Source organism: Cytobacillus kochii, from assembly GCF_044790165.1.
GTDB lineage: Bacteria > Bacillota > Bacilli > Bacillales > Cytobacillaceae > Cytobacillus > Cytobacillus kochii.
In genome coordinates, this window is sequence record NZ_CP085254.1 from 3,335,462 (window position 1) to 3,360,167 (window position 24,706).

The 24,706-nt window shown below is 38.2% G+C and carries 19 protein-coding genes, 1 tRNA gene, 1 riboswitch and 1 other annotated feature; of the genes, 1 reads left to right on the forward strand and 19 read right to left on the reverse strand.

All coding sequences use genetic code 11. The annotated features are described in order from the left end of the window. Positions 1-60: 60 nt before the first annotated feature. From leuB to LG276_RS17160, 18 genes are all read right to left on the reverse strand, one after another. Positions 61-1,173 carry a 3-isopropylmalate dehydrogenase gene (gene leuB, locus LG276_RS17075; protein ID WP_224935816.1) on the reverse strand — a complete coding sequence of 371 codons (1,113 nt, stop codon included), beginning with the start codon at positions 1,171-1,173 and terminating at the stop codon, positions 61-63. A gap of 27 nt (positions 1,174-1,200) precedes the next feature. Further along, a complete protein-coding gene (locus LG276_RS17080; protein ID WP_224935815.1) occupies positions 1,201-2,742 on the reverse strand; it encodes a 2-isopropylmalate synthase in 1,542 nt (513 codons plus the stop codon). Further along, on the reverse strand, positions 2,729-3,751 hold the full coding sequence (gene ilvC / locus LG276_RS17085; protein WP_095372361.1) for a ketol-acid reductoisomerase: 1,023 nt from the start codon (positions 3,749-3,751) through the stop codon (positions 2,729-2,731). The genes LG276_RS17080 and ilvC overlap by 14 nt, the downstream gene beginning before the upstream one ends. A 31-nt stretch (positions 3,752-3,782) precedes the next feature. After that, positions 3,783-4,301, reverse strand: a complete 519-nt coding sequence (ilvN, locus tag LG276_RS17090; RefSeq protein WP_095372360.1) for an acetolactate synthase small subunit — start codon at positions 4,299-4,301, stop codon at positions 3,783-3,785. Further along, positions 4,298-6,019 carry an acetolactate synthase large subunit gene (ilvB, locus tag LG276_RS17095; RefSeq protein WP_224935814.1) on the reverse strand — a complete coding sequence of 574 codons (1,722 nt, stop codon included), beginning with the start codon at positions 6,017-6,019 and terminating at the stop codon, positions 4,298-4,300. Before ilvB ends, ilvN begins: the two co-directional genes overlap by 4 nt. A 69-nt stretch (positions 6,020-6,088) precedes the next feature. Then, positions 6,089-6,349: a binding site (T-box leader), on the reverse strand. A 732-nt stretch (positions 6,350-7,081) separates the two neighbouring features. After that, positions 7,082-7,158: transfer RNA gene (locus tag LG276_RS17100), tRNA-Arg, on the reverse strand. Between the two features lie 109 nt (positions 7,159-7,267). Next, entirely contained in the window at positions 7,268-7,780 is a 513-nt protein-coding gene (locus LG276_RS17105; protein WP_251162606.1) for a metallophosphoesterase, read from the reverse strand. A gap of 13 nt (positions 7,781-7,793) precedes the next feature. Then, positions 7,794-8,387 (reverse strand): XTP/dITP diphosphatase, encoded by a 594-nt coding sequence (locus LG276_RS17110; RefSeq protein ID WP_251162605.1) that lies wholly within the window; start codon positions 8,385-8,387, stop codon positions 7,794-7,796. 103 nt (positions 8,388-8,490) lie between these two features. Beyond that, positions 8,491-9,561 (reverse strand): GerMN domain-containing protein, encoded by a 1,071-nt coding sequence (locus tag LG276_RS17115; protein WP_251162604.1) that lies wholly within the window; start codon positions 9,559-9,561, stop codon positions 8,491-8,493. A gap of 115 nt (positions 9,562-9,676) precedes the next feature. After that, on the reverse strand, positions 9,677-11,899 hold the full coding sequence (gene recQ, locus LG276_RS17120) for a DNA helicase RecQ (RefSeq protein ID WP_306470050.1): 2,223 nt from the start codon (positions 11,897-11,899) through the stop codon (positions 9,677-9,679). Positions 11,900-11,957: 58 nt separating this feature from the next. Beyond that, positions 11,958-12,755 (reverse strand): glutamate racemase, encoded by a 798-nt coding sequence (gene racE / locus LG276_RS17125; protein WP_095372355.1) that lies wholly within the window; start codon positions 12,753-12,755, stop codon positions 11,958-11,960. A 12-nt stretch (positions 12,756-12,767) separates the two neighbouring features. Beyond that, positions 12,768-13,226, reverse strand: a complete 459-nt coding sequence (locus LG276_RS17130) for a MarR family winged helix-turn-helix transcriptional regulator (protein ID WP_095372354.1) — start codon at positions 13,224-13,226, stop codon at positions 12,768-12,770. 217 nt (positions 13,227-13,443) lie between these two features. Next, a complete protein-coding gene (locus tag LG276_RS17135) occupies positions 13,444-13,668 on the reverse strand; it encodes a response regulator transcription factor (protein WP_066191568.1) in 225 nt (74 codons plus the stop codon). A 148-nt stretch (positions 13,669-13,816) separates the two neighbouring features. After that, positions 13,817-14,284, reverse strand: coding sequence for an acyl-CoA thioesterase (locus tag LG276_RS17140; protein ID WP_404292441.1), 468 nt, complete (start codon positions 14,282-14,284; stop codon positions 13,817-13,819). A 379-nt stretch (positions 14,285-14,663) separates the two neighbouring features. After that, positions 14,664-18,542: a 5'-nucleotidase C-terminal domain-containing protein gene (locus tag LG276_RS17145; RefSeq protein WP_404292443.1), complete on the reverse strand. Its 3,879-nt coding sequence runs from the start codon at positions 18,540-18,542 to the stop codon at positions 14,664-14,666. A 292-nt stretch (positions 18,543-18,834) separates the two neighbouring features. Then, a complete protein-coding gene (sdhB, locus tag LG276_RS17150) occupies positions 18,835-19,608 on the reverse strand; it encodes a succinate dehydrogenase iron-sulfur subunit (RefSeq protein WP_095372351.1) in 774 nt (257 codons plus the stop codon). Positions 19,609-19,640: 32 nt separating this feature from the next. Then, positions 19,641-21,392, reverse strand: coding sequence for a succinate dehydrogenase flavoprotein subunit (gene sdhA / locus LG276_RS17155; protein ID WP_224935808.1), 1,752 nt, complete (start codon positions 21,390-21,392; stop codon positions 19,641-19,643). 72 nt (positions 21,393-21,464) lie between these two features. Next, complete coding sequence (locus LG276_RS17160; RefSeq protein WP_095372349.1) at positions 21,465-22,073, reverse strand: succinate dehydrogenase cytochrome b558 subunit; 609 nt, start codon at positions 22,071-22,073, stop codon at positions 21,465-21,467. Positions 22,074-22,520: 447 nt separating this feature from the next. Here LG276_RS17160 and LG276_RS17165 point away from each other — a divergent pair, with 447 nt between their 5' ends. Next, complete coding sequence (locus LG276_RS17165) at positions 22,521-22,997, forward strand: YslB family protein (protein WP_251162601.1); 477 nt, start codon at positions 22,521-22,523, stop codon at positions 22,995-22,997. A 97-nt stretch (positions 22,998-23,094) separates the two neighbouring features. Here the strand turns inward: LG276_RS17165 and LG276_RS17170 are convergent, their stop codons facing one another. Beyond that, a complete protein-coding gene (locus LG276_RS17170) occupies positions 23,095-24,324 on the reverse strand; it encodes an aspartate kinase (protein WP_095372348.1) in 1,230 nt (409 codons plus the stop codon). Positions 24,325-24,478: 154 nt separating this feature from the next. Continuing rightward, a riboswitch (Lysine riboswitch) is annotated at positions 24,479-24,659 on the reverse strand. Between the last annotated feature and the right edge of the window lie 47 nt (positions 24,660-24,706).

Genomic DNA, 24,706 nt, shown 5'->3' on the forward strand with positions numbered 1-24,706 from the left:
ATTCACACCTTTCTAAAAGAAACACGGACCCACAATAGGGCCGTGTCCCTTCTTCATTATTTAAGCGTACGCACCCATAATATGCATAATGGCTTCATTATCAAGTAGCATCGCTTTTACTTCCGCAATCATTTCTGTTGTCGATGTCACTTGTTGGCCGAACTCCGCAATATCACTCGTTCTAAAGCCTGCATCTAACACTTGTTTTACAGCACGTTCTACTTCATTCGCTTCTGTTTCTAACCCGAACGATTCACGAAGCATCATCGCAGCAGATAAAATCATTGCTAACGGATTGGCCACGTTTTTGCCAGCGATATCAGGTGCCGAACCATGAATCGGTTCAAATAAATATGGACCCTTCTCAGATAAACTAGCAGATGGTAGCATACCTAATGAACCGGTTAAAACGGAAGCCTCATCACTTAAAATGTCACCAAACATATTCTCGGTTACGACAACATCAAACTGTTTAGGATTTGTCACCATCTGCATCGCCGCATTGTCAACTAACATATGCTCAAGATACACATGCGGATAATCTTTTGCCACTTCCTCTGCCGTTTCCCTCCACATCCTACTTGATTCAAGCACGTTTGCTTTATCAATAGATGTGACTTTTTTTCTTCTCTTATCTGCTAAAACAAACGCTTTTTCGATTACACGCTTCATTTCTGCTTTTTTATAAAATAGTGTATCGACTACCGCAGACTCCCCGTTAGCATCCATGCGTTCACTCGGTTGACCAAAATATAATCCGCCAGTTAATTCGCGTACCATCAATAAGTCTACACCTTGGATCACTTCATCTTTTAGAGGAGAAGATTGCGCCAAACTTTCAAAATAAGTTGTTGGACGAAGATTAGCATAGAGATTAAGCTCTTTACGGATTTGTAATAACCCTCTCTCCGGACGGATCTCAGGATTTACTTGATCCCATTTAGGACCACCCACTGCTCCTAAAAGAATCGCATCGCTTTCTTTGCATAGTTGAATGGTTTCTTCCGGAAGTGGTTTGCCTTTTTCATCAATCGCATGGCCGCCAATCATACCATAAGAAAATTCAAATTGGTGATTATAGCGCTCTCCGACTGCTTGGAGAATTTCAACTGCTCCCTTTGCAACTTCTTTCCCGATCCCGTCTCCTGGTAGTACAGCGATACGTTTTTTCATCTTTTATCCCTCCGATTAAAATGTATGTTAACTATTCTGCATAGCTGGTTCCGTTTTTTCCTTCATATATATGACTCGGTTAACTGCATTTAAATAAGCTTTTGCTGATGCTTCGAGCACATCTTGAGCGAGCCCTCGACCGCTCGTTTCTACCCCTTGGTAAGCTAACTTAACGAACACTTGCGCAAGTGCATCTCTACCGGCACCAACTGATTGAATGCGATAATCGAGTAAACTAATCTCACCATTCACACTTGCTTCTAATGTGTTATACAGTGCCTCAATACTACCTGCACCCGTACCCGCTTCCTGGATCACTTGATTATCGCTACCGGATAATGTAACCGTTGCTGTCGGCACTTGATTCGTACCGTATTGAATTTGAATTTGAATTAATTCATAGAATCGTTGTTCCTTCGACAATTTTTCTTCTAGCACAAGGGCGACTAAGTCTTCATCTGTCATCTCTTTTTTGCGATCGGCTAAATCTTTGAATACGGTAAATAGTGGTTTGATATCTTCGTCTGCCACATCTAATCCTAATTCGTCTAAACGATTTTTAAATGCATGTCGTCCTGAATGTTTACCAAGAACAAGAGAGTTAGATTGCACACCGACTAATTGCGGTGAAATAATTTCATAAGTGGTTACTTCTTTTAATACGCCATCTTGATGAATACCAGATTCATGAGCATAAGCGTTTGCTCCAATAATGGCTTTATTTGCTGGGACAGGCATTCCGGAAAGTTTGCTTACAAGGCTACTTGTTCGGCTAATCTCCCCTAGGTTTAACGTTGTTTGGGCATTATAGAAATCTTTTCTAATGTGAAGGGCGACAGCTATTTCCTCAAGTGCTGCATTGCCCGCTCGTTCACCAATTCCGTTAATCGTTCCCTCTATTTGTGTCGCACCATTTTCGATCGCAGCTAAAGAATTCGCTGTCGCCATCCCTAGATCATCATGGCAATGAGCTGATAATGCTACTTTATCAATAGACGGGACATTATTTTTTAAATATTTAAAAATCTCTCCATATTCCTTCGGTGTTGCATATCCGACTGTGTCCGGAATGTTAATCACCCTTGCTCCTGCTTGGATGACTTTCTCCACGATTTCTGCCAAGAAGGGCAATTCTGTCCTTGAAGCATCCTCTGCTGACCATTGGACAATGGAGAAGCGTTCCGCCGCATACTTAACGGTGTTAACTGCCGTTTCTACTACTTGCTCTTTTGTCATTTTAAGTTTGTAATCACGATGGATAGGACTAGTTGCCAAGAAGGTATGGAGCCTTGGTTCGGCTCCTCCCTTCAATGAGTCCCATGCTGCATCTATATCCGATAAAACCGCTCTCGCTAAACCTGTTACAGAAGCGTTCTTCACTGTTTCTGCAATAGATTTTACCGATCCAAAGTCTCCTTTAGACGCGGCTGGAAAACCTGCTTCGATGATGTTTACATTCAGTCTTTCTAGCTGTCTAGCAATCTCTAATTTCTCAGAGAAGTTCAAGTTGACTCCTGCTGACTGTTCTCCATCTCTAAGCGTTGTATCGAATATATTAATTTGTTGCACTGCTCACCACTTCTTTCTTTTTATTGTTTTGGACGAATGGCATCATTTTGCGAAGCTCTCTACCAACTCTTTCAATTTCATGTTCACTTTCTTTTGCATTAATAGCTGTAAACACCGGACGATTCACCTGGTTTTCCATAATCCAACCTTTAGCAAATTTACCTTCTTGAATATCTTTTAATACTTCTTTCATTTCTGCTTTTACCCGTTCATCTACAACCCGTGGGCCACTGACGAAATCTCCCCATTGTGCTGTATCTGAAATAGAATATCTCATTCCTTCTAATCCACCTTCATACATAAGGTCAACAATTAATTTGAGTTCATGGAGACATTCAAAGTAGGCGAGTTCCGGCTGATAACCTGCTTCCGTTAACGTTTCAAATCCTGCTTTAACAAGAGAAGTCAGTCCGCCACATAATACTGCCTGTTCTCCGAATAAATCTGTTTCTGTCTCTTCTTTAAATGTCGTTTCTAAGCCCCCGGCTCTTAGTGCACCAATTGCTCTTGCATAAGCTAGTGCTAATTCTCTTGCTTCACCCGATACATCTTGGTGAACAGCGAATAACGCTGGTACACCCGCTCCCTCTTCATATGTTCTTCTTACTAAATGACCTGGTCCTTTTGGTGCGACTAATAAAACATCACTTTCTTTCGGTGGAACGATTTGATTAAAATGGATATTAAATCCGTGAGCAAACATCAATGCTTGATTGGTTAAATTTGGTTCAATTTCTTCTTTATATACTTTCGTTTGCAATTCATCTGGTAATAAAATCATTACGATATCTGCTTTAGCAGTCGCTTCTCCTACCGAGTAAACTTGAAAGCCATCTTCAACTGCTGTCTGCCATGATTTTCCCTGCCTTAAGCCGATTACTACCTCTACACCGCTATCTCTCATATTTTGCGCATGCGCATGACCTTGTGATCCGTATCCAATTACTGCTACTGTTTTCCCGTTTAAGTAGTTCTCATTTGCATCTCCGTTATAGTACATTTTAGCCATTATTCATTCTCCTCTATTCATCATTATTTTTTTATACAATTGAAAAATTATGTTTTTGTTGCGACTGTCTTTGTGTCCCTCTTGGGAATGCTGTTGTACCCGTTCTAGCAATCTCTTTAATACCATAAGGCTTAATTAACTCTAGGAAAGCTTCGATTTTTTCAGATTCTCCTGTGATTTGGATGACTAAACTATCTTTGCTTACGTCAATGACAGAAGCTCTGAAAGGTTCAATTAAAGAATAAATCTCATTTCTTGAGTGCGGATTAGACTGTACCTTTATCAAAGCTAGTTCTCTAGCAACCACTGCTTGATTTGTAATATCCGTCACTTTCAGTATGTCTATCTGTTTATTGAGCTGTTTCGTAATTTGCTCACTTTGTTGGTCGGACTCTACATAAATTACACATGTGATTCTTGACATCCCCTCCTGTTCAGATAAACCCACTGAAATACTTTCGATATTATAATTACGTTTAGAAAATAAATTAGTAATTCGATTAAGTACACCAGGTTTATTTAAAACAAGGAGCGATATGATTCTCTTCATTCTTTCACACCTACCATCTCATGAATCCCTTTACCCGGAGCGATCATTGGAAAGACATTTTCGTCAGCATCGACACGGAAATCTAGCAATACAGGCTCTCTTGTGTGTAATACTTCAGCTAACACTCTCTCTGCTTCTTCTTCTGTCGTTATGGTATAACCTTTAATATCGTAAGCTTCAGCTAGCTTCACAAAATCAGGTTGAACCGGAATCTTGCTATGTGAAAAACGTGATTCATAGAAAAACTCCTGCCATTGTCTAACCATCCCTAAGGATTGATTATTGAATATTGCGATTTTTATCGGTAAGTTCATTTCTTGTATAACTGCTAATTCCTGTGTTGACATTTGAAAGCCTGCATCACCGACAATGGCAAGCACACAACTATCTGGATCAGCAATTTGAGCGCCAATACTAGAAGGTAAACCAAATCCCATCGTTCCAAGCCCACCAGATGTAACCCACCTATCCGCATGTTTAAAGCGATAGTATTGCGCAGCCCACATTTGGTGTTGACCGACATCTGTCGTTACAATCGCTTCGCCCTTCGTGTTTTCATACAAGAGCTCCATTACTCTTTGCGGCTTTAACTTTGGTGATGCTTTATCATAATGGAAAGGATGTGCAACACTCCACTGTTTTAATGTCTCCATCCATTCGCTATGAGCTGGTTCATTACATTCTTCTTGAAGAAGTGCGAGAAGCGCAGCCTTTGCGTCTGCTACAACCGGAATAACTGTCGGTACATTTTTACCAATTTCTGCAGGGTCAATATCAATATGAGCAACCTTAGCATTCGGAGCAAAGTGTTCCAAATTACCTGTTAAGCGGTCATCGAACCTTGCACCAATATTAATCAATAAGTCACATTGAGAAAGAGCCATGTTTGCTGTGTAACAGCCGTGCATGCCAGCCATGCCTATGAATAATGGATGATCACTTGGAAAACCACCAAGACCAAGTAATGTATGGACAACTGGTATTTTTGTTTTTTCTACATACTGTAAGAGTTCGTTTGCCCCCTTCGAATGAAGAATGCCTGCCCCCGCTAAAATAACTGGTTTCTGTGCTGCTCCTATCGCATCTGAGAGCTTACGAATCTGAAGGCGATTAGGCTTTAATGTCGGTTGATAACCCGGTAACTCCATTTCTACTTCTTCGGGCCTTTCGGTAATCGTCGAAGCTATATCTTTAGGAATATCAATGAGCACTGGACCGGGTCTGCCTGTCTTTGCAATATAGAACGCTTCTTTAATGACTCTTGGGATATCCTCCAATTGGCGAATTTGAAAATTATATTTTGTAATCGGTGTGGTAATTCCTAATATATCTGCTTCTTGGAAAGCATCTGAACCAATCACACTTGTTGCTACTTGACCTGTAAAAGCTACAATTGGTAATGAGTCCATCATCGCATCAGCCAAACCTGTTACGATATTCGTTGCTCCAGGCCCGGATGTTGCAATGACGACACCAGGCTTACCTGAAATTCTTGCGTAACCTTCTGCAGCATGTATGCCGCCTTGTTCATGTCTAGGGAGAACATGAAGGAATTTCGCATCATAAATCTTATCGTAAATCGGCAAAACCGCTCCGCCAGGGTAGCCAAAGACGACTTCTACATTTTCCCTTTCTAACGCATCCATTAATAAGTCTGCGCCTGTAATCGTCTCAAGCTTTGTTTTCACTTCTTCTGTTAAGGCAGCTTCCCGCACCATCGCTCTTTAACCTCCTTAATAAAATTAAATATAAAAAAGCCTCTCCATCCCTCATTGACCAATCATTGGTCAAGGGATGAAAAGGCTTTGATCACCATTCCACGGTACCACCCTTGTTCGCGTTTTAAATCTCCACGCGCACTCAGTAACAGCATAATAACTGCTAAGCTTAGATAACGGGTTCCTTCGACCCGGAAGACTCTACTTATCATTGTTCAAGTCTCCACTCCGAGGTGAGTTCATTTTAAGACTGGTTTACCGGTTTCCAGCTTGCCCGGCTCTCTGCAAAACCTACATCAAAAAACTACTTATCCTCATCAACGCTTTTAGTTTCTCACTTTAAACCACTAAAATTTCGTTTGTAAAAATAAAAGGAAAATAACGCTGCTTCCAATTTCATTTTCGATTTATTTTATTGTGCTTTGCTTTGTTGAGGACTATCTTACGCCCATTTTTAAAAGTCGTCAACACCTTTTTGGAAAATTATTTGATAATTTAGATTAGTCTGTTTTCATGTATCCGCTTACATCATTGATCTATTAACCTTTTAATTGGACAAAATTTTTTATTATTTTATTCATTCTGTGGCATGCGTAAAAGCATGTGAATTACTTTTATGAGGTGGGTATTTGAACAGCTCATTGAACAAACGAACACGTCTAGTTGAAGGCTATTACAAGATAAATCATGTGCGTTCATTTACGATAAATACTATACAAAGAAACTACAACCTTCAGAGACCATTTCATTTTAATCCATTTTTTTAATATTTAATCACATACAAACGTGATAAATTCTACCATATGCCGACTCATCGGTACATATTCGATAAAAATCACCAGTATTTGAGTAGGTTTTTATTCACTGCATCCTATCGCTATTATTTTAAGATAGTATTTTTGTATTTGTTTTTGGGTTTTTAATTGAGGATAGAGAACAACAAAGGAAGATTACTTATGGAGAAAACTAATATGAAATCGATCTCTAGCTCAAATAAAAAAAGCGCTAATCCAAGTTTTCACCGGAATCAACGCTAGTGTTGGTAGATAAATATGTAGCTAATGGCGTCCCAGGAGAGATTCGAACTCCCGACCGACAGCTTAGAAGGCTGTTGCTCTATCCTGCTGAGCTACTGGGACTTAATATCAAGACAATATTTATTATACGCAGGATAAACTGAAGTGTCAATTAATTTTTAAATAAATTTATGATCGGAAGAGAACTGCTGTAAAAATAGCAGTTCTCTGGCTACGCAAAAGAAAAGGATTGCTGCCATTCCTCGAGCTCGACACCGTCTCTTGTCCAAATGGAAACGACCACTTTTTCCGCTGTCCAATCTACCATCATATATGTTTTTTCTTTCGGATGCCTTGGAAGCGAGATACTATTTGGGTTAAGATAAAGGATTTGATCTACCATTTCAGCCCCCAATTGATGCGAATGACCAAAGCATACAATACGTGCAGCTACTTCTTTTGCTCTTAAGCTTAGACCTAATAAGGACGATTTTACGCCATATAGATGACCATGTGTAATCCATACTTTGCCGTTATCCGTTTCTATTAATTCTTCGTTTTTATAGCGAGCATCGGCATCGCAATTCCCTCTCACAGCGACATATCCAGTGATTTCAGCTCGGTCACTACTTAATTCAGAGTCACCACAATGAACCATATAATCGACCTCTTGACTGTGACGTGCTTTTAGTTCTTGTAGGATGTCACCATCACCGTGGCTGTCACTAACGATGAGTAACTTCATGTTATCCTCCTCCTTAAAGAATAGTTGGAAGATCTTTTTCTAATTGCTTTAATGCATGTCCTCTATGGCTAATGGCTGCTTTTTCATCTGATGTTAACTCTGCCATCGCCTTATTCTTTGCATTCGCCCAAAAGATGGGATCATAACCAAAGCCATTTGTTCCTTTTCGTGCATAAAGAATTTTACCTTCACATGTTCCCGAAACGGTGTATGTTTTCTTTCCAGGGATAGCTACCGCGAGTGCACAATAAAACCGAGCATCCCGCTTCTCTTCCGGTACATGCTTCATTTCTTCAAGTACTTTATCTATATTCGCTTCATCATTTTTATCTTCCCCTGCATAGCGAGCGGAAAATATTCCTGGGCGTCCTTCAAGAGCATCAATTGATAATCCGGAATCATCAGCAATCACCGGTCGATTCATTAAGCGCGAAATCTCTTCTGCTTTTAAAACGGCATTTGCTTCAAAAGTCGTACCCGTTTCTTCCACATCTGGCATATCAGGATAATCATGTAATGTTTTCACTTCATAACCGAGTGGTGCAAACATTTTTTTAAATTCCTCTGCTTTGCCTTTATTCTTTGTCGCAATAATAATCTCAGACATATAGCGTTTCCTTCCTTTTACGTTCGTCATTAAAAAAATAAAGAGAAGAGGAGGCCCCTTTCCTCACTCTTCTCATTTTACTATAAAAGGATGGTGATACCAATTAATAGCTTCCTGTATTCACACTTTCAGGTCTTGAAACAGGCTCTAGCTTTTCGCCATCTTCATCAAGTAAATCACCCTCGCCATTCACTGTAACAGCAACAGATTCCACTTCTGCTTGTTCTGTAAGTGATAACGCTAAAACTTTTAATACATTTTCGTTAATGACATTTTCTTCCCCACTAGAGAAAATCGATTCATCGAAATCGAGCGTAATCGTTCCATCTTCTACTTTAGGTTCACCTAATAAAGCAACTTCACTTGGTAAGACGGCAGAAAGTTTAGATCCTAAAGAAGGGTTCCCTAACTCATCAATGATTGCCGTCACGTTATTGTCGACATTATTGGACACTCTTTTTGTTACTGGAACAAAGTATTTATCATCTTCTTCGCCACCCATGTAATAAACGGTAACTGGTTTTGTATTTGTAATATCTGTGACAACAGAGTTATCATAATTGATACCGATAGAACGACTTACTTCTTCGCCAATCGGTGTACCATTGACTGGCATTTCTTTAATCGCATTCCCATTTATACTCAATTTCATTTGTTCTATTTCATCGAATTGGGTCAATGTCCATGTGACTGATTGCAGGATTCTTGCTTCATCTTCTGGATTATACTCAGCAAATTCCTTAGAAAAATCAACATGAGCCACTTTATCTTTCACATCAACCGTCATTTTTGTATCGGCTGGTAAGACTGCACGGAAATTATTTGGTAAGAGTTCAGTTACTTTTCCATCTACCACTAAATATTCTAACGCTTGTTTAGCAACAGAATTCGTACTTGGCAAATCTAATGTTTGTGATACAACATATCCATTATTGTCAATTAAGTATAATTCTGTTGGAATCGTTGCTGTTTCTGCCGCTTCATCAGCAGCTCCACTTTCCTCACCAGTTGTCTCTTCTGTCTCTACATTGGCATCTTCGTTATTAATGGACATTTCACTCGGTGGGTCAATTTTCTCTTTCTCCTCTCCACCAAATAATCCACAACCTGATAACAAAGCAGATGAAACTAATACAGCGGACACTGCGATGGTCGCTTTTTTATTTAAAGACATAACCTTTCCCTCCTAAGACAGTTTGTACTACATGTATACGAGCCTATTTACAAAATAGACCGCCTTTAGGAAAGAAAGTCTTCTATTCTTTTAGACAAATTTGGACAAAGCGTATTCAAACAAGACGATGTTTCGTTAAAACAGCCTTAATTTGAAAGTAATCAATTGTATCATCATTGATTTCATCTTTAATCGGTCTTAACTTTTCTACACCGACTTTATCTGCAGCTACAAGTACTTCCTCTTCTACCTGCTCATTGAAAACTTGATCCCAGTCAATCGGATGGCCCTCTGCTACCGCTCTAAAAATATGATTTTGAATCGTTATCGGTGAAAAGGAACGCTCTTTAGCAATCTCCGCAATCGTTTTACCTAATAGAAAGGCTTCATATGAATGGATATGACTTCCTGTCCCTTCAGCCGCCTTTTTATTTACTGGTGGTGTCTTCACAAAGTGTTGCTCTTTGACCTCTATGTCATTTTTTTCAGTAAAAATTTTTATCTCCTCTAGAAATGCTTCCCCATATTTACTAAACTTCATTTCACCAACACCTTTAATCGATAACATCGCTTCTTTAGTAGTAGGGAAATAAGTACACATTTCTTTTAAAGCTGTATCAGCAAAAACGACATAGGGCGGCACACCTTGTTCTTGCGCTAAATTTTTTCTTAACTCCCTTAGGATAGTAAATAACTCGCTATTTTCTTCACCAGCCGGACGTTCTTCTAGCTCTTTATCTTCAGAAATTTTCATAGATACTTGGGCTTCTCTTTTTAAAACCGGGACAGCTTCATCTGCTAATGTAACGGTCGGATATTGGCCATCTGTCATTGAAAGATAGCCTTCAGCAAGTAAATAATTAATCATATCAACAATTTGCTTTTCCGTCTTTTCTTTCATAAGCCCATATGTTGTAAGTGTATGAAAAGACAATTGCTTAATCCGCTTATTCGCGGACCCTTTTAACACTTGAGCTGTTAGCTTAACGCCAAAACGCTCTCCCATTCGCTTAATACACGAGAATATCATCATTGCTTCATTCGTAATGTCAACAGATTGTCTTTCATCTAAACAGTTAGAACATTTATTACATGACGAGACATCTTGATTGGCAAAATAAGCGACAATATAGGATTGCAAGCAACTTTCCGTATGACAATAATTCGTCATCTGTCTTAGTTTTTCATATTCTTGCTCGCGAAGGCTTGTTGACAGCTCGCTCTTTTCTATTAAAAATTTTTGTAGGAGAATATCTTGAGGTGAGTAAAGTAAAATACATTCACTTTCTTCCCCATCTCGTCCTGCTCTTCCGGCTTCTTGATAATAAGCTTCGATGTTTCGTGGCATATTATAGTGCACCACATAACGCACATCCGGTTTATCAATCCCCATCCCAAACGCATTGGTAGCAATCATCAACGTCACTTGATCATGGACAAATTTTTCTTGAGAGTGTTTACGATTATCCTCAGAAAGACCAGCATGGTATCTTTCAACCTTATAACCTTTCTTTAGAAAATGTTCATATAATTGATCAGTTTGTTTTCTGCTAGACGTATAGATAATACCTGATTCTTCTTTTCTACTGGAAACATAGGCTTCTAAATACTTGCGCTTATCTCTTCCTTTTAACACTTGAAAAGAAAGGTTCGTTCGGGCAAAGCCTGTAACAAATATATGTTCTTTTTCTATATGCAATAAGCGACTTATATCTTCTTCTACATTTTTCGTCGCTGTCGCTGTTAATGCAGCAATTACAGGCGTTTCAGTAAGAGAGAAAATCCTGTCTACTACCGATCGATAACTCGGTCTAAAATCATGTCCCCATTGAGAAATACAATGAGCCTCATCAAAGACAATCATTGACAAATGAATCTTTTCCATAATCGTTAGAAACTCCATTGACTCCAGACGTTCCGGAGCTATGTAGACAAGCTTATATTCCCCTGCTAACAGTCGCTCTTCTGTTTCCGAATATTCCTTGTAAGAAAGACTACTATTCATATAGGCTGCAGGAATTCCTGCTTCAAGAAGGGCATCTACTTGGTCTTTCATCAGTGAAATTAAAGGGGAGATAACGATCGTCACACCGTCATTCATAAGTGCGGGAATTTGGAAGGAGAGTGATTTACCACCGCCAGTTGGTAGAATGCCAAGTACGTTGTGGCCATGATTTAAATTGTAAATAATATCTTTTTGACCTGGTCGAAAACTTGTATAACCGAAATACTTCTGCAAATGCTCCTCTGCTGTTTGCATATCCATCCTCACCTCATTTTTTATTGATATATATTTAAAAGCATAACGCATATCGTTTCTTTCTCGCAATCTATTCATTTAAAAAACACCAAATACAACCAATGATTGTTCATTGATTATATTTGGTGTCTCCATATTATCCGAGTTGTATGCGCTCCACATCGTTTATCTCTCTATGCAACCATTTTGTTGCTATGTCTTTGAACATCGCTTCAGAACCTGTTGTGAAAAAACGGTGCTGAGGATCTTCTTCACTCGTGTTTAAAAAGCCGCGATCATAAAGAATCGTGCTTGCTTCTCGAGCGGTTTCATCTCCGGAACTAATCACGTTAACACCTTCACCCATCACTTGCTTAACAAGATTCTCCAACAGCGGGTAATGTGTACAGCCTAATATCAATGTGTCTAAACCTTTATTTGTTAATGGCCCTAACGTTTCTAGAACGATTTTTTTCGCAAATACACTCTCGTACTCCCCACTTTCTACTAGTGGGACAAATTTAGGACAAGCTAGGCTATGAACTACCGTACGATTATTGATCCCTTTTAAAGCGAGTTCATAAGCACGACTCTTCACCGTTCCCGCTGTACCAATGATGCCAATGATATGATTTTCTGTTACTTTTAACGCCGTTCTTGCTCCAGGAAAAATAACGCCAATGACCGGAATTGGTAACTCATTTTTAATATCATCTAACGCAACAGCAGTCGCAGTATTACAGGCAATAATGAGCATCTTCACTTCTTTTTCTAATAAAAACTTCGTCATTTGCCATGTGAATTCTTTTACTTCTTCTCCAGACCTCGGACCATATGGACATCGAGCTGTATCTCCTAAGTAAATAATATTTTCATTAGGTAACTGACGCATCACTTCCTTTGCAACAGTTAATCCGCCAACCCCTGAATCAATAATACCTATCGGTTGTTTCACTTTCTTCTCGCCTCAATCTCTTTTCATATCTTGATGCAATTTTCTTAGATTCTCCCTTAAATGAACGACCTCTTCACCGGAAAAATCCTTTAATACTTCTTGCAGATAATCTTGCCTTTTGTCGATCACTTCTTCTATAATTCTTTCGCCTTCCTCCAATAAGTGGATTCTTACAACGCGACGATCATTAGGATCTTTTACTCTTTTCACCAATTCACTCTTTTCCATACGATCGACTAAATCTGTCGTTGTACTAAAGGCTAAGTACATTTTATTCGATAATTCTCCAATTGTCATGTCCCCGTCCTCTAATAACCACTGTAAGGCAATAAATTGCGGGGGAGTAATGGTATAATTGCTTAAAATTTCACGGCCATGTTGCTTAATGATTCCAGAAATATATCGTAAATCCTTTTCTATATCTGCTACAACTTCATTAACATGTTCATTTCTATGTTCTCTTACGTTCATTCACTACACTCCTATATATATCATCGAAATATTCGGTTATTCCGTTACTTTTAACCCTAATTTTATTGTCACCTTTTTCGGAGGAAAATTCAAGCGAGAACTGTAAGCAAACTAAAAAAATATGTCAAGAAAAGAAAAACGAGCATTGCGCCCGCCTAGAATACTCAAACTCTATTACATTGATAACCGGCAATCCAGACGGACTGCCGGTCTAAAATTATAACTCTAGCTCTCCCATACGAAGGAGCTCTACAACAGCTTGTGAACGCCCCTTTACACCAAGCTTTTGCATGGCATTAGATATGTGGTTCCGAACTGTCTTTTCGCTTATAAATAATTCACCAGCGATTTCCCTAGTTGTTTTATCTTGTACTAGCAGCTCGAATACTTCCCTTTCTCGTTTTGTGAGTAACGGCTTGTGAGTATAATCATTCTCCTTCAAGTATTGTAACCCTCCTTGCCTTTCGCCAGCCATGAATCGCGGGGTGGGTGTGTATTAGTCATCATATCATATGTATGTTAAACAATGAGAGTGACTGAAATTCTTGAAGTAGAGAATGTTTATTTTCTAAATGTACGCCTGTCCCTATCTAAGATTGAGGTACATTTATTTTCTCATGAAAAGCAAGCTTCATTTCATCAGTCCACTGCGCACCTTTACCAGTTAATTTAGATACCTGAACAATCGTTCCTCTTCCTGTAAAGCAAATGTCACCATTCTCTCTTTTACCCATGTAATGAATATCTACCGAGGATTGTCCGATTCTGCTTGCTTTTACATAAATTAAGAGGTGCTCATCGAAGTAAACTTGCTTCATATAGTCACATTGGAGATCTGCAACGACAATAAATGTTTCGTTTTCTTCCTTCACCCAATCGTCCATAAGATTTAAACTTTTAAAATACTCAATGCGAGCCTCTTCAAAGTAAACAAATGGAACCGTATTATTCAAATGACCAAACATATCTGTTTCAGAAAAGCGCACCTTAACAGGATGAGCAAATATAAATTCTTCTTCCCATGTCACAATATTTTCTATATAATCAGTTTTTTTCACTTTTAAATCCTCCTTGAAAATGAATGAGCATTCAGTCACCCTTTTTCTTATTATAGCTTTTTTCACACAAATACAAAAGGAGAAATTCTTACATATTCTTATGTTACTTTTTCTGATTTTGTAACTATAATTGCTTAATTGAGTCATTCATGTTTAATAACTTTAAGGCAAACCGCGTAAAACGTGTTTTGGTGTCATTTGAAGGGATTTCCTTCTCAAATGTAAAAAGCTGATAAGATGACTCGACAAATAATTTACCAACACTTTCTTATAAAAAACGAGAAATCTCAAAGATATGGTGTTAACACTACAATAAAAAGCCCCAGCACAAACTTTTTTACGAAGTGTGTGCTGGGGCTTACTTTAAATAGATTTTATCCTAAAACCCAAACCATTTTTTAATCATTTCCCAAATCCATCTTGTGAATTCTCTTACCTTGTCCTTCAAGTGATCAATGATTTCTTGTTTACACTCAGACCAGCTAGTATCGGGGCCAGGAATACATGCGCTCGGCTCTTCAGGGTTTTCTGGTTCACCTGGCTCTTCTGGATCCGTTGATTTCACTTCTGCAATAATTCTTCCTTCAACTTCCGGAGCTACTGGATTATTGTTTTCCAAATAGGTGGAAAACACATCATAATCCACTTCAAATAGTTCAGTAATTCTGCCCTCATCCTTGGCTTTTTTGAACATATCATATCCATCTCCACCATCGGCCGTGAAAGCGTTGGTCGCAACCGTATAGGTTTCGTCTTCATTGATTGCTATATATTCACCGTCTACTTTCACTTCAACGCCATGGACACGTTCACCCACTGGCTGTGCTTGGTCAAATTTAAAGCGAAGACCTGCCACTTGCATAAATTGGCCAGCACCTTCTTCAATATTTGCTACACTATGTTCTAATGCTTGTTTTATTTCTTCTCCTGTTAAATCAAGGGTTACTAACATATTACCGAAGGGCAACACAGTAAGAACATCGCCAAGCGTAATTTCACCTTGAGCAATAGATGCACGAATACCGCCACCATTCTGCATCGCAATTTGTGTTGGCACAGATTCATTAGCTTTAGAGAGCATACCATCTGCAATCAAGTTTCCTAAATTGGTCTCTTTCGTACGAACATCAGTACGTTCACCATTCAAGGCAACTTCACTGTACCCGACTACTTCTTGTTTTAATTCCTCCAACGGTTCACTTAACTCATCAAGTTTATTACGCGCCCATTCATCTTCTTCATAAACATATTCACCGTTCTCATCTTGACTAACGAGATCAAGTAACTCACCATCCCACTCTGACAGTACGCCTTCATCATCGAAAACAATGTCTAAAGAGCCTAAATATTTATGATATTCATTGGCTTGAACGATTAAAGTTGGTTCTCCATCTTCATTTTTTACAACTGGCTCTTCTAATGTCGTATGAGAATGTCCTCCAACAATCACATCGATACCTTGAACAGCTTCAGCTAATTCCTGATCTGGCGTATAACCTAAATGTGAAAGTGCAATAATTTTATTAATTCCTTCTTCTTCAAGCGCTGCTACTGTATTGCTGGCCATTTCAACTGCATCTTCAAAAACAATGGCTTCATCTGGGTTCGCCAAAAATGAAGTGTCCTCTGTTGTTAAGCCAAATAATGCTACTTTTTCACCATCTACTTCTTTAATAATGGCAGGATAGATCTTACCGTTTTCTCCAGGATATCCAAACTCATTTACTTTTAATTCACTTAAAATCTCATCATTCTCAACATTCACATTTGCACTAACAAATGGAAAATCCGCATTGGATACAAAGTCAGCCAACACTTGCGAATCTTTGTCAAATTCATGATTTCCAAATGTCATAGCATCATAACCTAGGCGATTCATAAATTGTAAGTCCGCTTGTCCTAGGTACATATTGAAAAATAATGTACCTGAGAATACATCCCCAGCATCAACTAATAGTGTATTTTCTTTTTCATTTCTTAGTTGATTCACTGCAGTAAATAACCTTGGTACATTTTCTAAATGAGCATGGGTATCATTTGTATGAAGGATACTCATTGAGAATGGCCCGTCATTTTCCTCTTCAACTGCGAGGTCTAACTCAACTAATAACGGATCATGATCACTAGCTCTACCATGCTCCTCCATGTATAGAGAATTGATATTTAAAATATCTACTTTGGCAGCTTCTGCTAAATGATTCGATACTAAAATATGATCAAGTACTTGCATATTTCCTTGGTAATTATACGTATACTGTTCGTTTTCCGGTAAAGTATCAACCATATTCGTTAACTCTTCACCTTTTAATGTTTCTAATGTGGGAGTGAATTGAAAATCATTCATATCCCCTAATACAATAACATTCGCATCTGGGTTTTTAGACTCTATATCTTTCACGAACCCATTTACAGCTTCTGCTAACTGTATTCTTTGTGCTTCACTCACTAATTCTGGAGGTTGATTCTTCCCAAATAGTGGTTCATCACCTGACTTAGAATTAAAGTGATTAGCAACGACAATCACATCTTCTCCATTAAATTCAAACTGTGCAGCTAGCGATTTTCTTGTATCTTGGAAAATTTCATTCGTCGGATCGATGCGACCTGGGTTCAATGTTAATTGACCGTCTTCATACGTAACCGCGTCGTTAGCCCCGCCTTTTGGTGCCTCTTTTAATGTAACTCTCTCTGGATTATAGAGATATCCTACTCGGATATTCCCACCCGGTTGACCGCCATCTTGCTTGTCTTCTGGTGCAATATCTGCCCAGTCATACGTCGGACCACCGTTTGCGGCAATGGCTGCAATTAATTTCTCATAACTAGCTTTTGCCGTTGTTATACCATCATCAGTCGGGCCATTATCATCTTGTACCTCTACAAGACCAATAATATCCGGTGAATTTAACTCATTGACCATTGACTGCGCTATTCTATTTGTCTTTTCTTGGCTTGTACCTTCATAATAATTTTCAATATTATAAGAGGCAACTGTTAATTTTCCTTCATCCTTACCAAGTTCTGTCGTTACTTCTTCTTTTTCCGATTCAATAAGATCTGGTAAAGAATCCATATCCACTAATACTTTAAAGTTGCTATAACCATAACTAATTACACCGGTGACTGTACCATCAAAACGATCACCCGTTTTAGCTACATAATTATCCTCTTCTAATAAAAGATGCAGTCTTTCTGGATTTGCATTATCTTCCGTTAATAAAACTCCGCCTTGATCCGTATAGAGTTTATCCTCTTCCTGATTCGCAATGACAGGTATTTCACCATATTTTTGAGGTGCAACAACTTGAGGATTCTCCACTGCGACGCGCATACCTTCTAGACTCTCATAAAAATCGATACCATCTTCCTCAGGGTCAAAAGATTGCAATTCATCATTATCAATAATATCATGAGGTATAGGTAGATCTTTGCCTAAAACAATTGCTTCTGGCAGGTCATTTCCTGATGATTCAATGCTTAACTTCCCATTTTGGGCATTGATTTCCGTCATGGCTAAATCTGTTTCTAACTTTTCACTATATCCGTCAAGAACCCATTCTTTCACAAGCCCATCCACTGTAACCTTATCTCCAACTTTCACTTGATGCGTAGGCTTGTACACGAGAATCCCTTCTGATGTATGGGGATTATCATCGGGTGTATCATCTTGCATATAAAAATTACTGTTATCTACTACTTTTGTTACGATACCTTGTACGGCTGTTACGTTTTGATTTACATAAGGAGACTCATGCCCCGCTCCTTGTATATCACGAATGTGCAGACCTTCAATACCATCAGATGGTTCTTCCTCTTCACCATCATCAGGGTTTCCATCAGCAAATGTAAATGCAGTTGGATTTTTCAAGCCAGGTACGGTAAAATATGCTTCAAGATTGCCTGTTATTTGTACTTTTTCACCTATAATATCAGGGTTAGTCTGTAAGCCAAATGTCGCACGAAAGCTGCTAGACACTTGAACAGGTAAAATTTTTGACGAATCTTGTTCATTCGCATCATCAGCTATCGCAATATTATAGTCATTACTGAAAGGTGGATTAAAATTGTAATTATTCGTCGAAACTGTATGACCTACTATGTAACCTTCTACTGTTGCATTTCCTTCGTTATTTTCAATCGCTTCATTCACCGTCAATACATCTTCTTGTGCTGCTTGTCCCGCTAGAGGGCTGAAGCTAGAAAATATTAACATAAAAATCATCAATAAGGCCAACCATCGATTTCTAGCTAATTTCATTCTGTTCCTCCTTCAAATTATTATTAATCTTTCAACAACTGAAATATACCAGTTTTTCTATGATTCGTGTTTATTTATAACAAAAATTCTACATTTTTTGCCAAAAATAAGCTGAAAGTACTTTCTTTATTTATTAATTAATAGGTATTTTGTTTTATTATTATGAATTTTCAGTACCTATTGCTTAATACTATTAAAAATATTGCTAATTTAAACGAAGATCCACCTCTTACTCTTTTAACTGGATAAAAAAAACACTGAGGCTATAACCCTCAGTGTTCTATAAAATCTATTACACACGGTCACTTCCAAAGAAGTTTTTAAAAGATTGTAATGTTGTATCACGGTTAAGCGCGGCAATTGATGTTGTTAAAGGAATACCTTTAGGGCAAGATTGCACACAGTTTTGTGAGTTACCACAGTTAGCAAGACCACCGTCACCCATAATTTCCTCTAAACGATCTGCCTTATTCATTTCACCCGTTGGATGCGAGTTGAATAAACGTACTTGAGAAAGTGGTGCCGGTCCGATAAAATCAGATTTGCTGTTTACATTTGGACACGCTTCTAAACATACACCACAAGTCATACATTTTGATAATTCATAAGCCCATTGGCGTTTTTTCTCTGGCATACGCGGCCCTGGTCCTAAATCATATGTTCCATCAATCGGAATCCATGCTTTTACTTTTTTTAATGAATCAAACATGCGACTACGATCAACTTGTAAATCACGTACTACCGGGAATGTTTTCATTGGTGCTAAACGAATTGGTTGTTCTAATTGGTCGATCAGAGCTGTACAAGATTGACGTGGCTTGCCGTTAATGACCATAGAACAAGCTCCACAAACTTCTTCCAAACAGTTCATGTCCCAAGTAATTGGGGTTGTATGCTCCCCTTTTGTATTTACCGGGTTTCTTCGAATTTCCATTAGAGCAGAGATCACATTCATATTTGGACGATAATCAAGTTCAAACTCTTCTACATAAGAATCTGAATCAGGACCATCTTGTCTTGTAATTTGAAATAATACGGTTTTAGACTTTACTGCTGCTTCTGACACGATTAATTACTCCCCTTTCATCGAGTTTTCTCTTAATGTTTCGTTGTATAGTCACGTTTACGTGGCTTAATCAAGCTGATATCCACTTCATCGTAATGGAATTGTGGCGCTGATTTGCCATCAACGAATTTAGCCATAGTTGTTTTTAAGAATTCATCATCATTTCGATCAGGGAATTCTGGTTTATAATGGGCACCGCGGCTTTCGTTACGGTTATATGCACCAATTGTAATAACACGAGCTAATTGAAGCATATTTTGTAATTGACGAGTAAACGCCGCCCCTTGGTTACTCCATTTAGCTGTATCGTTAATGTTGATATTTTCATATCTCTCTAACAATTCAACAATTTTAGCATCTGTTTTTAATAAACGATCGTTATGACGAACAACTGTTACATTATCAGTCATCCATTCACCAAGTTCTTTGTGAAGGATATATGCATTTTCTGTTCCATCAAGAGACATGATTTTATTCCATTTCTCTTGTTCTTGTTGAACTGCACCTTCAAATAATGAAGAAGATAAATCTTCACTTGATTTCTCTAATCCTTCAATATATTCAAGCGCTTTTGGACCAGCAACCATACCACCATAAATGGCAGAAAGCAATGAGTTAGCTCCAAGACGGTTACCACCATGTTGTGAATAATCACACTCACCTGCAGCAAACAATCCAGGGATATTTGTCATTTGATCATAATCTACCCATAAACCACCCATTGAATAGTGAACAGCTGGGAAGATTTTCATTGGTACTTTACGAGGATCATCACCTTGGAATTTCTCGTAAATTTCAATAATACCGCCCAATTTAATATCTAATTCTTTCGGGTCTTTATGTGAAAGATCAAGGTAAACCATGTTTTCACCATTGATACCTAGTTTTTGGTTTACACAAACATCAAAGATTTCTCGTGTAGCAATATCACGAGGAACTAAGTTACCGTATGCCGGATATTTTTCCTCTAAGAAATACCAAGGTTTCCCGTCTTTATATGTCCAAACACGACCACCTTCACCACGTGCAGATTCACTCATTAGACGTAGTTTGTCATCTCCTGGTATAGCAGTTGGATGGATTTGAATGAACTCACCATTTGCATAATACGCGCCTTGTTGATAAACGATTGATGCAGCAGAGCCTGTATTAATAATAGAGTTAGTTGATTTACCAAAAATAATTCCCGGTCCACCAGAAGCCATAATGACAGCATCTGCTGAGAATGATTGGATTTCCATTGTTTGTAGGTTTTGCGCAACTACCCCACGACAAACACCGTCATCATCAATGACAGTTCCTAAGAACTCCCAACCCTCATATTTTGTTACTAACCCTGCTACTTCGTGACGACGCACTTGCTCATCCAATGCATAAAGCAATTGTTGACCTGTTGTCGCACCAGCAAAAGCAGTACGGTGATGCTGTGTTCCACCAAAGCGTCTAAAATCTAATAACCCTTCAGGTGTACGGTTGAACATAACACCCATACGGTCGAATAAGTGAATAATTCCAGGTGCTGCTTCTGCCATCGCCTTAACTGGAGGTTGGTTAGCTAAGAAGTCACCACCATAAATTGTATCATCAAAGTGAATCCAAGGAGAATCCCCTTCACCTTTTGTATTTACTGCTCCGTTAATACCACCTTGGGCACAAACAGAGTGAGAACGTTTAACCGGCACTAAAGAAAATAATTCTACTTGTCCGCCAGCTTCAGCAATTTTAACAGTTGCCATCAATCCGGCTAATCCGCCACCGACAACAATAACCTTTCCTTTACCCATATCTGACTCACTCCCTTAATACTAATACCTCTAAAAAAAACCGAACAAATTATAGAAAAATGTATGTATTCATTACACGAAAGCAAAAATAGCACGAATACCTACAATTGATAATGCGATAAAAATAACTAAAGTTACATAAGTTGAAATCAATTGTGATCTAGGAGATACTGTAATTCCCCAGCTTACCATGAAGGACCATAAACCATTTGCAAAGTGGAAAATTGCAGATAATACACCAACGATGTAAAATGCTAACATGAATGGGCTAGACAAAATATCAGCCATCATATCATAATTTACTTCGGCACCGAACATTGCTGCAATACGAGTCTCCCAAACATGCCAAACGATGAAAATCAATGTAATTACACCGGTTACACGTTGAACTAAGAACATCCAGTTTCGGAAAAATCCGAATCTTGAAGTGTTATTTTTTGCTGTAAACGCAATGTAAAGACCGTAAATTGCATGATATAACAAAGGTAAGAAAATAATAAATATTTCTAGGAAATATCTAAAAGGAAGACTTTCCATGAAATGTGATGCGCTATTAAATGCCTCTTCTCCCCTAGTTGCAAAATGGTTCACTACTAAATGTTGGATCAGAAAGACCCCAACAGGTATAACTCCAAGTAATGAATGCAATCTGCGATTTAAAAACTCTCGATTACCCGCCATAAGTTTACCCCCTTGAATTTGTAGCATGACACGCTGAATATGTACATAACAAATCCTTCGCATCACTAAGAAAATGCAAATCATTTTCAAAACATTTATATGACATGTCCATTTTACTCCCATCGCCCATTAGCGTCAAGAAAACGGATACAGATTTTGTCGATATTACGAAAATTTTTTCTATTCTAGTTTCACTCAAAAAACCAATGATATAGTTTTTTCAACCCTATTTGGCGGTATATTAAAATAGCTTAAATCACGCAATAATATTCATATTTTACGCATAAAAATGCATTTACATTAGATTATTATTAGTGTTAAGATTATTCCCATAATTTACACCAGTTTTACAAACTAAAAATTTTTCCCTTTTCACTGTACGTATTCGTTTTTTCCAAGTAAATTGTATATATTAGACTTTATGAAAGAGGGGAGATTTAGCATAATATGCCATCTCAAGAAGCCCAAATAGAACAAACCGAAAACATGGCAGAATCAATCGAACCAAACAAAGAAGTGATTCCATCCTTTGGTTATGAATTAATTAGAGAAGAACTTTTACATGATTTGCTAGGTAAAGACGCACCAGATATCTTATACTGGGCAGGCAAGAGACTAGCGCGTAAATATCCTCTACAAACAGAAGAAGACTTATTCAGTTTCTTTGTCGAGGCTGGTTGGGGAAAATTAACGAAAAACCTCGAAAACAAAAAAGAAATCGAATACCAGTTAACAAGTGAAGTCATTCAAAAGCGCTGTAAAGAAAATGCTCACGCAACATTCCAATTAGAAGCTGGTTTTATTGCTCAACAAATCGAACAGAAAAAAGAAGTGATTTGCGAAACATTCGAGCACCCACGTAAAAAAGGTGGAAAGGTCCTCTTCACAGTCAAATGGGATAAAAAGGACAATATCCACACCTAATAAATATACCCAACAGTAAAAAAAATCCAAACATCATTCTTTTTAAGGCGTTTAAATGGTGTTTGGATTTTCCTATCTTATACTACTGCTAGCTCATTTAATTTTTTATTAAATCCCCAGCTAAATTAAACGTTTGATGTAAAGCTTGAGCAGCATTTAACATATGCGCTTGGTCAATCACAGCCGAGACCTTTATTTCAGATGTACTGACCATCTTTACAACGATGTTATTAGCAGCTAATACATTAAACATCTCCGCTGCTACTCCTGGGTTTGAAATCATTCCTGAACCGACAATCGAGATTTTCGCCAATTGTGATTCCCATTCAATCTGATCATAACTTAAGGCTTCTCGATTTTTTTCTAGTATTTTCACAGTCTCTGTAAGATCTTGGTTTTTAATAGAGAAAGATAAGCCTGATGATTTATCATCTGTAATACTTTGTATAATAATATCAACATTTATATGTTCTTTCGCCAAGAGTGAAAAGATGGATGAAAGGCTTATTAAAGGGTCTTTAATCCCTAGTACAGAAACCCTTGTAATATCATCTTCAAAAGCAACCCCTCTAACAACTAAGTTCTCTTCCATTTCCGCAACCTCCTCAATAATTGTTCCTTCTTCTCGTTCCATACTGGAACGTACTTCAAGCTTTACATTGTAATTTTTTGCAAACTCAACTGCTCTTGGGTGTAGAACGCCTGCACCAAGATTAGCTAATTCAAGCATTTCATCGTAAGAGATTGATGGAAGCTTTCTTGCATTTTTTATATAGCGTGGATCAGTTGTGAATACACCTGTTACATCAGTGTATATATCACATTTGTCCGCTTTTAATACTGCTGCAAGAGCCACGGCTGTTGTATCAGAGCCACCCCGACCTAATGTCGTTATTTGGCCAGTCTCACTTAAACCTTGAAAACCCGCTACGATAACAATTCTCCCTTTCTTTAACTCTTGTGAAACAGGCTTTGTGTCAATATCAGTGATTCTTGCGTCACCATGTACTGATTCCGTTTTAATCCCTGCTTGCCAGCCTGTATAGGAAGTTGCCTCATAACCTTTGGAATTTAATGCAATTGTTAATAAGGAGATTGTAACTTGCTCACCTGTAGATAACAACATATCCATTTCTCTCTTACTTGGAGCAGGTGATAATTCTTTTGCCATACCAACTAATTGATCAGTCGTTTTGCCCATAGCCGACACAACGACAACGATATCATTACCATTATTTTTTTCTTCAATGACACGGTTGGCTACATTTTGAATATGATCAACCGAGCCTACGGAGGTTCCACCAAATTTCTGTACAATTAAGCCCACTTTTCTCCCCTACTTTCAAGTCATTCGTTTTTATTCCCTGCCGCCTGTATGTACAACCAACACATTTCTACCCATATTCGGCATAAAAAAAAGCAATGAGATGAAACCCATCCCATTGCTGTGTAGTCAAACGTATGAACAATCTACGCACACACAGTGAGATAGCCCTCCAAGACAGATAGTCTTGACAATCCTGCATTTATTCAATGCAGAACCAGCGAAGAAAATATTGAGTCTTTCTTCACTTCGGCGAATATTCCCTTTCAAAGTCCTTCAAACGAAGCTCAATCCTCTAAGGAACTTTTACTAATGAAACTCGCACCTCTACCTTCACTTTCAAGTTAAAAAGTGATTTGATATAAAGTTAAAAACACTATACCAT